The 11,348-nt window shown below is 70.6% G+C and carries 9 protein-coding genes and 1 pseudogene; all 10 read left to right on the top strand.

The window, feature by feature from the left end:
• On the top strand, positions 1 to 343 hold a 343-nt coding region (locus RIF93_RS14245; protein WP_309092112.1), incomplete at its 5' end, for a cell division protein.
• Positions 340 to 2,085: a penicillin-binding protein 2 gene (locus tag RIF93_RS14240; RefSeq protein ID WP_309092111.1), complete on the top strand. Its 1,746-nt coding sequence runs from the start codon at positions 340 to 342 to the stop codon at positions 2,083 to 2,085. The genes RIF93_RS14245 and RIF93_RS14240, both read left to right, overlap by 4 nt.
• On the top strand, positions 2,085 to 3,533 hold the full coding sequence (locus RIF93_RS14235; protein WP_309092110.1) for a UDP-N-acetylmuramoyl-L-alanyl-D-glutamate--2,6-diaminopimelate ligase: 1,449 nt from the start codon (positions 2,085 to 2,087) through the stop codon (positions 3,531 to 3,533). The genes RIF93_RS14240 and RIF93_RS14235 overlap by 1 nt, the downstream gene beginning before the upstream one ends.
• Positions 3,526 to 4,920 (top strand): UDP-N-acetylmuramoyl-tripeptide--D-alanyl-D-alanine ligase, encoded by a 1,395-nt coding sequence (gene murF, locus RIF93_RS14230; protein WP_309092109.1) that lies wholly within the window; start codon positions 3,526 to 3,528, stop codon positions 4,918 to 4,920. The genes RIF93_RS14235 and murF overlap by 8 nt, the downstream gene beginning before the upstream one ends.
• Positions 4,920 to 6,029, top strand: a complete 1,110-nt coding sequence (gene mraY / locus RIF93_RS14225; protein WP_309092108.1) for a phospho-N-acetylmuramoyl-pentapeptide-transferase — start codon at positions 4,920 to 4,922, stop codon at positions 6,027 to 6,029. Before murF ends, mraY begins: the two co-directional genes overlap by 1 nt.
• An 18-nt stretch (positions 6,030 to 6,047) precedes the next feature.
• On the top strand, positions 6,048 to 7,457 hold the full coding sequence (murD, locus tag RIF93_RS14220; RefSeq protein WP_309092107.1) for a UDP-N-acetylmuramoyl-L-alanine--D-glutamate ligase: 1,410 nt from the start codon (positions 6,048 to 6,050) through the stop codon (positions 7,455 to 7,457).
• Complete coding sequence (ftsW, locus tag RIF93_RS14215) at positions 7,454 to 8,629, top strand: putative lipid II flippase FtsW (protein ID WP_309092106.1); 1,176 nt, start codon at positions 7,454 to 7,456, stop codon at positions 8,627 to 8,629. The genes murD and ftsW overlap by 4 nt, the downstream gene beginning before the upstream one ends.
• A 14-nt stretch (positions 8,630 to 8,643) precedes the next feature.
• The gene (gene murG, locus RIF93_RS14210) at positions 8,644 to 9,741 is read left to right on the top strand and encodes an undecaprenyldiphospho-muramoylpentapeptide beta-N-acetylglucosaminyltransferase (RefSeq protein WP_309092105.1); all 1,098 of its coding nucleotides are present in this window, start codon (positions 8,644 to 8,646) and stop codon (positions 9,739 to 9,741) included.
• 38 nt (positions 9,742 to 9,779) lie between these two features.
• Positions 9,780 to 11,201 (top strand): UDP-N-acetylmuramate--L-alanine ligase, encoded by a 1,422-nt coding sequence (murC, locus tag RIF93_RS14205; protein ID WP_309092104.1) that lies wholly within the window; start codon positions 9,780 to 9,782, stop codon positions 11,199 to 11,201.
• Positions 11,198 to 11,348, top strand: a pseudogene (locus tag RIF93_RS14200) (UDP-N-acetylenolpyruvoylglucosamine reductase); the annotation flags it as partial. The gene murC and the pseudogene RIF93_RS14200, both read left to right, overlap by 4 nt.

The following is an 11,348-nucleotide window of genomic DNA, read 5'->3' as shown; positions in this document are numbered from 1 at the left end:
GACCATCGCCGGGCGGGAGCGCGCCGAGATCGCGACGATCGAGCGTCAGATCAAGGCTGAGAAGACCCGCATCCGCCTGCTGCAGGCCGAGGTCGCGCACCTGGAACAGCCCGGCCGTATCGAGCGCCTGTCCGTCGGCTACCTGAAGATGGAGCCGGTGACGGCCAGCCGCGAGGCCACCGTCGAGCAGATCATCGACCTCGCCGCCAAGGGGCCGCCGAAGAAGGACAAGGCGCCGTCGGTGGTCGCCGCGATGGTCAACGGCGGCGACGCCATCCCCGGCGTGCCGCCGCCGCCGCCGCCCGAGGCCATGCCGCTGCGGGTCGCGGAGGCCACGCGATGAGCCTCGGGCAGCCGTCCCTGCGACGCTCGCCCCTGTCGCGCTGGCTGACCGAGCGCGTCTGGGGCCTGGAGCATGCGTTCGAACGCGCCCGCGCCTCGGGCAAGGCCGAGGACGACACGCGCCTGCGCATCTTCTTCGTGCTGGCGCTGTTCGCGATGGGCTTCCTGACGCTCGCCGTCGGGGCCACGCGCGCGGCGCTGTTCTCGGACGCCGCCCGCGCCGACGGACGCATCGCGCCCGCCGCGACGACCCGGGCGGACCTGGTCGACCGCAACGGCATGCTGCTGGCCGCCGACCTGCTGCACTACGGCCTCTACATCGATCCCCGCGAGATCTGGGAGCCTGAGGAGACCCGCCGGGCGCTGCTGTCGACGCTGCCGGCGCTGGACGCCAACCGGCTGGAGCGGGCGCTGCGCGGCAATCGCCGCATCTTCGTACTGGGCGCGCTGACGCCCGAGGAGCGCAACAAGGTCCATGCGCTGGGCCTGCCGGGCGTCACTTTCGAGCCGGAGCAGCGCCGGGTCTATCCGCTGGGCCCATCGGCCGCCCACATCATCGGCTTCTCAGACGCGGGGGGCGAGGGCCTTTCGGGTGCGGAGGCTGCGCTGAACGAGGAGATCCGCGCCGCCGCCGGCGGTCAGGTGGCGCTGTCCATCGACCTGCGGGTCCAGGGCGCGCTTGAGGACGAGCTCTGGAAGGCCGTCCACGAGTTCACGCCCAAGGGCGCGGTCGGCCTGGTGACCGATGTCCACACCGGCGAGATCCTGGGGATGGCCAGCTGGCCGGTGTTCGATCCGAACAACCCCGGCAAGGCCGGCGTGTATGCCCAGACCAACCGGGCGGCCGCTACCGTCTTTGAGATGGGGTCTACGTTCAAGGCGTTCACGGTCGCCATCGGCCTGGACACCGGCGTCGCCACGCCCACCACCACCTTCGACGCGACCGTGCCCTACAAGCTGGGCTACCGGACCATCAACGACTACCACGCCGCCCGGAAGGTCCTGACACTGGTCGAGGTGTTCCAGCACTCGTCCAACATCGGCACCGCCAAGCTCGCCGTGGGCATCGGCCCGGAGCGGATGGGCAAGTACTTCAAGAACCTGGGACTGACCGCCCCAGCGCCGGTTGAGCTGATCGAGAGCGCCCGTCCGCTGACGCCGAAGAAGTGGGACGAGGACGCGGTGGCCTCCACCTCGTTCGGGCACGGCATCAACGTGAGCCCGCTCGCGCTGGCGCGCGCGATGGGCGCGATCCTCAACGGCGGGCGGCTGATCCCGCTGACCATCCGCAAGAAGGAACCGGGCGCGACCGTCGATGGTCCCCGGGTCATGTCCGAGCGCTCGTCCCTGCAGATGCTGTCGATCATGCGCGCCAACGTGGCGGGCGAGGCGGGCAGCGGCCGCTCGGCCAACATCCCGGGCCTGTCGGTGGGCGGCAAGACCGGCACCGGCGAGAAGTACGACCCGGCCATCCGCGGCTACAACCACCAGCGCCAGGTCTCGTCGTTCGCCGCCGTGTTCCCGACCAGCGGCCCCGTCGAGGCCAAACGCTACTTCGTGCTGATCCTGCTGGACGAGCCGCACGGCACCGCCCGCTCGGCCGGCTACGCCACGGGCGGCTGGGTGGCCGCGCCGGCCGCCGGCCGGGTGATCGAGCGCATCGCCCCGTTCCTGGGCGTCCAGCGTCAGCCCGAAATCCTCGAGACGGCGGTGGCGGCCGCGCCGGCGGGGGAGGGCCAGTGATGCGCCTCTCGGCGATCGTGAAGCGCGGCCTGCCGGCCGATCCCGAGATCACTGGCGTCACCGCCGACAGCCGCAAGGTGCGGCCCGGCACGCTGTTCGCCGCCCTGCCGGGCACGAAGGTGGACGGCGCGAGCTTCGCGCCGGCCGCCGTGGGGGCGGGCGCCGCCGCCGTCATCGCCGAACGCGACCTGGGCCTTTCTGTCCCGACCATCATCGCCAAGGACCCGCGTCGGGCCTATGCGCTCGCCGCCGCGGAGTTCTTCGGCCGCCAGCCGCAGGTCTGCGTCGCCGTCACCGGCACCAACGGCAAGACCTCCGTCGCCAACTTCTGCCGCCAGATGTTCGCCCGCGCGGGCAAGACCTCGGCCAGCATGGGCACGCTGGGCGTCACCGTCTCGCACCCTGGCGGCCGCCACGAGCAGCTGACGCCGCCGGGCCTCACGACGCCCGACGCGGCGGACGTCGCCGAATGGCTGGCGAAGCTCGCCGGCATGGGCGTGTCGCACTTCGCCATGGAAGCCTCGTCGCACGGCGTCGACCAGCGCCGCCTGGACGGGGTGAAGCTGACGGCGGCGGGCTACCTGAACCTGACCCAGGACCACCTGGACTACCACGGGACCATGGACGCCTACCGGGCGGCCAAGCTGCGCCTGTTCGACACCCTCTTGCCGCGCGGCGGCACGGCGGTGCTGAACGCCGATTCCGACGCCTTCCCCGCGTTCGCCGCCTCGGCGGTCATCGCGGGTCAGTGGGTGATGACCGTCGGCGAGACGGGCCAGTACCTGAAGCTCGCGAAGCGGGAACTGCTGCCGGAGGGCCAGCGCCTGCGCATCCAGTGCGAGGGCCGGGCCTATGACGTTCGCCTGCCGCTCGCCGGCGCGTTCCAGGCCTCGAACGCCCTGGTGGCGGCGGGGCTCTGCCGCGCCGCGGGCCTGACGCTGGATCAGGTGTTCGAGGGGCTGGAGGCGCTCGAGGGCGCGCCGGGCCGGCTGCAGCGCGTCGGCCAGGGCCCGCGCGGCGGCGACGCCTATGTGGACTACGCCCACACGCCCGACGGGCTCGAGACGGTGCTGAACGCGCTGCGCCCGCACGTCCGCGGCAAGCTGATCGTGGTGTTCGGCGCCGGCGGCGACCGCGACCGCGGCAAGCGTCCGATCATGGGCAAGATCGCGGGTCAGCTGGCGGACGTGGCCATCGTCACGGACGACAATCCGCGCTCGGAGGCACCGGCCGAGATCCGCGCCCAGGTGCTGGCCGGTTGCCCGGGGGCCAAGGATATCGGCGACCGCCGCGAGGCGATCCGCGCCGGCGTCGCCATGCTGCAGGACGGCGACATCCTCGTGGTGGCCGGTAAGGGCCACGAGCAGGGCCAGATCATAGGCGGGGTCGTCCATCCCTTCGACGACGTGGCGGAAACCGCCCACGCGCTGGAGCTGGTCCATGGCTGAGCCGCTCTGGACCGCGGAGGAGATCGCCGCAGCCACGGGCGGCCAGGTCGCAGGCGGCTTCCGCGCGAGCGGCGTCTCGATCGACACCCGCACGATCGAACCCGGCGACCTGTTCGTCGCCCTGGCGGGCGTGCGCGACGGCCATGAGTTCGTGGCGCAGGCCATGAGCAAGGGCGCGGCGGGCGTGCTGGCCTCGCAACCGGTCGACGCGCCGGCCGTGATGGTCGCCGACACCTTCAAGGCTCTGGAGGTCCTGGGCGAGGCGGCCCGCGAGCGGGCGCCGCAGGCGCGGCGCGGCGCCGTGACCGGCTCGGTCGGCAAGACCAGCGTCACCCAGGCGATCATGGCGGGGCTGAAGCTGGCCGGCGCGGCGCACTCGTCGGTGAAGAGCTACAACAATCACATCGGCGTGCCGCTGACCTTGGCCCGGATGCCGAGGGCGACGCAGCGCGCGGTCTTCGAGATCGGCATGAACCACGCCGACGAGATCCGGCCGCTGGCGAAGTTCGTGCGCCCGCATGCGGTGGTGGTGACGACGGTGGGGCCGGTCCACACCGAAAACTTCCCGGACGGCGAGACGGGCGTCGCCCGCGCCAAGGCGGAGATCTTCGAAGGGCTGGAGCCCGGCGGCATTGCCGTGCTGAACGCCGACAACCGCTGGTTCGAGCTCCTGAAGGGCGAAGCTGAGAAGGCGGGCGCCCAGGTGCGCACCTTCGGCACGGGCGAGGGGTGCGATGCGCGCCTGATCGACTTCCAGGTTCCCGGCGGCCACGCCGTGGTCCAGGCGCGCCTGCACGGCAAGGGCCTCGACTTCCCCATCCTGCAGACCGGCTTCCACTGGGGCCTGAACAGCATGGCCGTGCTGCTGATGCTGGAAGCGCTGGACGTCGACCTCTCGGACAGCCTGGCGGCGCTGGGCTCGTTCGAACCGCTGGCCGGCCGCGGCGCCGAGCGCACGATCCGAAAAGGTTCGGGCGCCTTCACGCTGATCGACGAGAGCTACAACGCCAACCCGATCTCCATGGCCTCGGCCATCGCCACCCTCGGGGCGCGGCAGACGCAAGGCCGGCGCATCGTGGCGCTGACCGACATGCTGGAGCTGGGACCGGACGCGCAGGCCTTCCACGCCGGCCTGGCCGAGCCGCTGGAGGCTGCGGCGATTGACCTCGTCTTCTGCGCCGGCCCGTTGATGAAATCCCTCTGGGACGCCCTTCCGCCGACTCGGCGAGGCGGGTACGCCGAAACCGCTGCGGAGCTCGCGCCGCAGGTCGTCCAGGCCGCAGAGCCCGGCGACGTGGTGATGGTGAAGGGGTCGAACGGTTCGAAGGCCGGCGCGGTGGCGCAGGCCCTGATCGCGCTCGACTCCGGGTCAGGGGAGGCGGCCTGATGTTCTACTGGCTGTACGAACAGTTCGCGTCCTCGGGCTACGTCCCGATCCTCAATCTGCTGAAATACCAGACCTTCCGCACCGGCCTGGCGCTGTTCACGGCCCAGTTCGTGGTCGTGGCCATGGGCTCGCGCTTCATCCGCTGGATGCAGGCCAAGCAGGGCAAGGGGCAGCCGATCCGCGCCGAGGGCATCGAACGCCACGTCATCGAGAAGGCCGGCACGCCCACCATGGGCGGGGTGATGATTCTGGCGGGACTGCTGATCGGGACCCTGCTTTGGAGCGACCTGTCCAACGTCTACGTCTGGGCGGTCGTACTGGTGACGGCCGGCTACGGCCTGCTGGGCTTCATGGACGACTACGCCAAGGTCACGCGCCAGACGACGGCGGGGATCTCGGGGCCGCTGCGGCTCGCCCTGGAAGCCGGCATCGCCATGGCCGCCGTGGCGCTGATCATCGTCTTCGCCCAGAAGCCGGCCGAGACGCCGGAACTCCTGACCTCGGTCACATTCCCGGTGTTCAAGCAGTTCTTCGTCGACCTGGACTGGTTCTACCTGCTGTTCGGCGCCTTCATCATCGTGGGCGCGGCCAACGCGGTGAACTTCACCGACGGTCTGGACGGACTGGCTACGGTGCCGGTGATGATCGCAGCTGCCGCCTACGGCCTGATCGCGTACCTGGTCGGCAACTTCGTGTTCTCGAACTACCTGCAGCTGCACCACGTGCCCGGCGTGGGCGAGATCGCTGTCTTCTGCGGCGCCCTGATCGGCTCGGGGCTGGGCTTCCTCTGGTACAATGCGCCGCCCGCCAAGATCTTCATGGGCGACACCGGCTCGCTGGCCCTGGGCGGGGCGGTGGGAGCGGTGGCCGTCTCCACGCGGCACGAGATCGTGCTGGGGATCATCGGCGGCCTGTTCGTGGCCGAGACCCTGTCGGTGATCATCCAGGTCGCCTGGTTCAAGCGGACGGGCCGCCGGATATTCCTGATGGCGCCGATCCATCACCACTTCGAGAAGCTGGGCTGGTCGGAATCGACCGTCGTCATCCGCTTCTGGATCGTCGCCATCATGCTGGCCCTGCTGGGCCTCGCCACCCTGAAGCTGCGGTAGGGAGGGCATCGGCGCGTCATGATCCCGGTCCGCGGCTTCGAAGGCAGGACGGTCGCCGTGTTCGGCCTGGCCCGCACGGGCCTAGCGGCCGCGCGCGCGCTCGTGGCCGGCGGAGCTAAGGTGGCCTTGTGGGACGACAAGCCCGCGGCCCGCGAGGCGGCCATCGCCGAGGGTTTCGAGCTCACCGACCTGACCCGCGCCGACTGGAGCCAGTTCGCGGCCGTGATGCTGTCGCCGGGCGTGCCTCTGACCCATCCCGCGCCGCATTGGACGGTGGAGCGAGCCCGTGAGGCCGGCGTCGAGATCGTGGGCGACATCGAGCTGTTCGCCCGCACCGTGAACGCCGCGCCCGAGCACAAGCGGCCGAAGATCGTCGCCATCACCGGCACCAACGGCAAATCCACGACCACCGCCCTGATCGGCCACATCCTGGCCGAGGCCGGGCGCGACGTGCGTATCGGCGGCAATATCGGCTACGGCGTTCTGGGCCTCGAGGACATGCACGGCGGCGCCGTCTATGTGCTGGAGTTGTCGTCCTATCAGCTGGACCTGACCTCGAGCCTTCACGCGGACGTCACGGTCATCCTGAACATCTCGCCCGATCACCTCGAGCGGCACGGGACGATGGACAACTACGTGGCCGCCAAGCGCCGCATCCTGATGAACCAGGGCAAAGGCGACACCGCGGTCATCGGCGTGGACGATCCCTGGGGGCAGCGCATCTGCACCGAGATCACCGCCGCCAATCGCCGGACCATCGTGCCGATCTCGGCGTCGAAGGCCATGAGCCGCGGGGTCTATGCCCTGGACGGCCTGCTGTACGACGCCACCGGAGAGCGCGCGCACGAGACGGCCGACCTGAAGCGGGCGCGCTCGCTGCCCGGCCGCCACAACTGGCAAAACGCGGCGGCGGCCTATGCCGCGGCCAAGGGTCTGGGCGTGCCCGGCGACGAGGCCGCCCAGCACCTGATGACCTTCCCGGGGCTGGCGCACCGGATGGAGACCGTCTGCGTCCTGGGCAAGGTTCGCTTCGTCAACGACAGCAAGGCGACGAACGCCGACGCGGCGCGTCAGGCGATGTCCAGTTATCCGAGGTTCTACTGGATCGCCGGCGGCCTGGCGAAGACCGGCGGCATCGAGAGCCTGACGGACCTCTTCCCGCGTATCGAGAAGGCCTATCTGGTTGGCGAGGCGGCGCCCGCCTTCGCCCAGACCCTGCGCGGCAAGGCCAGCTTCACCGAGAGCGGCACGATCGAGGCGGCCGTGCAGCAGGCCCATGCCGACGCCAAGGCGGCGGGGCACGAGGCCATCGTGCTGTTGTCGCCGGCCTGCGCTTCGTTCGACCAGTTCGCGGATTTCGAGGAGCGGGGCGAAGCCTTCCGGGCCGCCGTCCAGCGCCTCGCCAACGGCCAGGCGACCGCCGCATGACTACAGCGTCTCAAGCCCATGCCTTTCCGCGGTCCGACCGCTCGCCGCTCGGCGTCTGGTGGTGGACGGTCGACCGCTGGATGCTGGGCGTCGTCGGCCTCCTGATCTTCATCGGCGTCCTGATGTCGTTCGCCGCGAGCCCCGCGGCTGCGGCGCGGATGAACCTGGGCGACCCCTTCCACTTCGCCGTGCGCCAGTGCGTGTTCGCCGCGGCCTCCACGATGATCCTGCTCAGCGTCTCGATGCTGGACGTGAGGAATGTGCGCCGGGCCGCGTTCTTCATCTGGCTGTTCGCGATCGCCGTGATGATCGCCCTGCCGTTCATCGGCCACAATGCCAAGGGGGCGACCCGCTGGATCCAGTTCGGCGGCTTCACCTTCCAGCCCTCGGAATACATGAAGCCTGCGCTGATCATCCTCGTCTCTTGGATGTTCGCCGAAGGGCAGAAGGGCCAGGGCGTGCCCGGCGTCTCCATCGCCTTCGCGCTCTACCTCGTCTCGGTGGGGCTGCTGGTGATCCAGCCCGACATCGGTCAGACGGTGCTGATCACGGTGGCGTTCGGCGCCGCCTTCTGGATGGCCGGCGTGCCGCTCTCCTGGGTGATGCTGCTGGGCGTGCTGGCGGCGGCGGGCCTGTCCTCGACCTACTTCCTGTTCCCGCACGTGGCGAGCCGCGTGGATCGCTTCCTGAGCCCTGAAAAGGCCGATACCCACCAGGTCGACCGCGCCGCCGAGGCGATCGCCGCGGGCGGCGTCTTTGGCCGTGGGCCGGGCGAGGGCGTGATGAAGCGCCACGTGCCCGACCTGCACACCGATTTCATCTATTCCGTCGGCGCCGAGGAATACGGCCTGATCTTCAGCCTGCTGCTGATCTCGCTGTTCGGCTTCGTGGTGATCCGCGGCCTTTACCGGGCCATGAAGCTGTCGGACCCGTTCGAGCAGGTGGCGGCCGCGGGCCTCTTCGTGCTGGTCGGCCAGCAGGCGATCATCAACGTCGCCGTGAACCTCAACCTCATCCCGACCAAGGGCATGACCCTGCCGTTCATCAGCTACGGCGGCTCGTCGATGCTGGCCATGGGGCTGACGCTTGGCATGGCGCTCGCGCTCACCCGCCGCCGGCCCGGCGCCTACACGCCCACCGAAGGCCTCGCCAAGGCGGGCGCGTTCGCCTAACCGTCGGGACAGCCATGCGTAAGATCGCCGTCGTCGCCGCCGGGGGCACCGGAGGCCACCTGTTCCCCGCCCAGGCGCTGGCCGAGGCGCTGATCGCCCGCGGCTGGGGCATTGTGCTGGCGTCGGACGAGCGCGTGGCGGGCCTGGCCCAGGACTTCCCGGCCGAGCGGCGCATCGGCCTGTCGGCCGCCACCTACAAGCCGGGCGATCCCGTTGGCATGGCCCGAGCGGGTGTCGCGGTGCTGCGCGGCGCGCTGCATGCGCGCGCGGCCTTCCGCGAGATCGGGCCCAACGTCGTCGTGGGCTTCGGCGGCTATCCGTCGGCCCCGGCGCTGGTGGCGGCGATCATGGACCGCCGCCCGACGGTGATCCACGAACAGAACGCGGTCATGGGCCGGACGAACCGGATGCTGGCGTCCCGCGTCCGCACCGTCGCCTGCGCCTTTCCGACGCTGAAGAAGGCGCCCGAGAAGGTGGCCGGCCGCGCCGTCGTCGTCGGCAATCCCGTGCGCCCGCCGATCCGCGCCCTGGCCGAGATCCCGTACATTCCGCCCGAGCCGAACGGCCCGGTGCGCCTGCTCGTCACCGGGGGAAGCCAGGGCGCGCGCCTGCTGTCGGAACTGGTGCCCGAGGCCGTGAAGGCCCTGCCCGAGGACCTGCGCAAGCGGCTGGTCGTCCAGCAGCAGACCCGGCCGGAATCGATGAACGCCGCGCGGCGCGCCTATCGCGACGCCCTGGTCGACGCCGAGATCGCGCCCTTCTTCCGCGACATCGCCGGCCGCCTGCGCGACGCCCACCTGGTGGTCGGCCGGGCCGGCGCCGGCACGGTCTGCGAGTTCGCCGTGGCCGGGAAGCCGTCCATCCTGGTGCCGCTGGCCATCGCCATCGACGACGACCAGGGCCAGAACGCCAAGCTGCTGGCCGACGCCGGCGGCGCCGAGGTGGCGCGCGAGCACCAGCTGACCGTCGAGACGATGTCGAACGCGCTGGAAAAGCTGCTGACCAACCCGGCCCGCCTGCAGCGGATGGCGGAGGCGGCGCGCTCGGTGGCGATCCCCGACGCGGCCGAACGCCTGGCCGACGTGGTCGAGAAGACCGCCCGCGGCGGCTAGCAATTGCTCGCGACGGCGGTCGGCGCTAGCACGCTCCTATGAATCGCCGCCCCGTCCCGTTCGAGATCGGCCCCGTGCACTTCATCGGCATCGGGGGCATCGGCATGAGCGGCATCGCCGAGATCATGCTGCGCACCGGCTACCAGGTGCAGGGCTCGGACGCGAAAGCCTCGGCCAACACCGAGCGGCTGGAGAAGCTGGGCGCGAAGATCTTCATCGGCCACGACGCCGCCAACGTCGATGGCGCCTATGCCATCGTCTATTCGACCGCGGTGAAGGCCGATAATCCGGAGATGATGGCGGGTCGCGAGAAGCGCCTGCCGTTGGTCCGGCGAGCCGAGATGCTGGCCGAACTCATGCGGCTGCAGTTCTCGGTGGCGGTCGGCGGCACCCACGGCAAGACGACCACCACCTCGATGGTCGCCACGCTGCTGGACGCCGGCGGCCTGGACCCCACCGTGGTGAACGGCGGCATCATCAACGCCTACGGCACCAATGCGAAGGTGGGCGCGGGCGACTGGATCGTCGTCGAGGCGGACGAGAGCGACGGCACGTTCCTGAAGCTGAAGTCCACCGTGGCCGTGGTCACCAACATCGATCCCGAACACCTGGACCATTACGGCGACTTCGACGCCGTGAAGAAGGCCTTCCGGGACTTCGTGGAGAACATCCCGTTCTACGGCTTCGCGGCGGTCTGCATCGACCATCCGGAGGTGCAGGCCATGGCCGCGCGGGTGGAGAACCGCCGGCTCGTCACCTACGGCGTCAATCCGCAGGCCGAGGTCCGCGCCAACAACATCCGCATGGGGCCAGAGGGCGCTCGCTTCAACGTCGTGATCCAGCCGCGCGACGGAGGCTTCATCTCGCTGGACGACGTGCTGCTGCCGATGGCCGGCCAGCACAACGTCCAGAACGCGCTGGCCGCCATCGCCGTGGCCCGCGAGCTGGGCGTCGGGCCGGACGCGATCCGCAAGGGCCTGGCCGGGTTCGGCGGGGTGAAGAGGCGCTTCACGACAACGGGCGTGGCGAACGGCGTGCGGGTGGTCGACGACTACGGGCATCATCCGGTCGAGATCGCCTCGGTGCTGAAGGCCGCCCGTGCGGTCAGCAGCGGCAAGGTCATCGCGGTGGTCCAGCCGCACCGCTACACGCGCCTGCGCGACCTGTTCGACGACTTCTGCGCCTGCTTCAACGATGCCGACACGGTGATCGTGGCCGACGTCTACCCGGCCGGCGAAGCGCCGATCGAGGGCGTTGATAAGGACGGCCTGGTGCAAGGCCTGCGCCGCTATGGCCACCGCCGCGTCGTGCCGCTCGCCGGCCCTGCCGAGCTTGCCGAGGTGGTCCGCGATGAGGCGCAGTCGGGCGACCTCGTGGTGCTGCTGGGGGCCGGCGACATCACCAGCTGGGCCTACGCCCTGCCGGGTCAACTGGAAGCCCTGGGCGAAGCGGCCGAATGAGCTGGAAGGACGATCTGCCCACGGTGCGCGGCAAGCTCCTGAGGGACGAGCCGCTGGCGCCCTTTACCTGGTTCCGCGTCGGCGGGCCGGCGGATGTCATCTTCCTGCCGGAGGACGAGGACGACCTGGCCGCCTTCCTGAAGGCTC

It is taken from the genome of Phenylobacterium sp., assembly GCF_031181185.1.
In the GTDB taxonomy this organism is placed as follows: domain Bacteria; phylum Pseudomonadota; class Alphaproteobacteria; order Caulobacterales; family Caulobacteraceae; genus Phenylobacterium.
Note: the sequence above shows the minus strand (reverse complement) of the source record. Positions and strands in the feature narration are given on the sequence as shown.

Bases quoted from the DNA above. Each gene is read 5' to 3' on its own strand.
- RIF93_RS14240 (WP_309092111.1), top strand. From the start codon at position 340: ATGAGCCTCGGGCAGCCGTCCCTGCGACGCTCGCCCCTGTCGCGCTGG.
- RIF93_RS14235 (WP_309092110.1), top strand. From the start codon at position 2,085: ATGCGCCTCTCGGCGATCGTGAAGCGCGGCCTGCCGGCCGATCCCGAG.
- murF (WP_309092109.1), top strand. From the start codon at position 3,526: ATGGCTGAGCCGCTCTGGACCGCGGAGGAGATCGCCGCAGCCACGGGC.
- mraY (WP_309092108.1), top strand. From the start codon at position 4,920: ATGTTCTACTGGCTGTACGAACAGTTCGCGTCCTCGGGCTACGTCCCG.
- murD (WP_309092107.1), top strand. From the start codon at position 6,048: ATGATCCCGGTCCGCGGCTTCGAAGGCAGGACGGTCGCCGTGTTCGGC.
- ftsW (WP_309092106.1), top strand. From the start codon at position 7,454: ATGACTACAGCGTCTCAAGCCCATGCCTTTCCGCGGTCCGACCGCTCG.
- murG (WP_309092105.1), top strand. From the start codon at position 8,644: ATGCGTAAGATCGCCGTCGTCGCCGCCGGGGGCACCGGAGGCCACCTG.
- murC (WP_309092104.1), top strand. From the start codon at position 9,780: ATGAATCGCCGCCCCGTCCCGTTCGAGATCGGCCCCGTGCACTTCATC.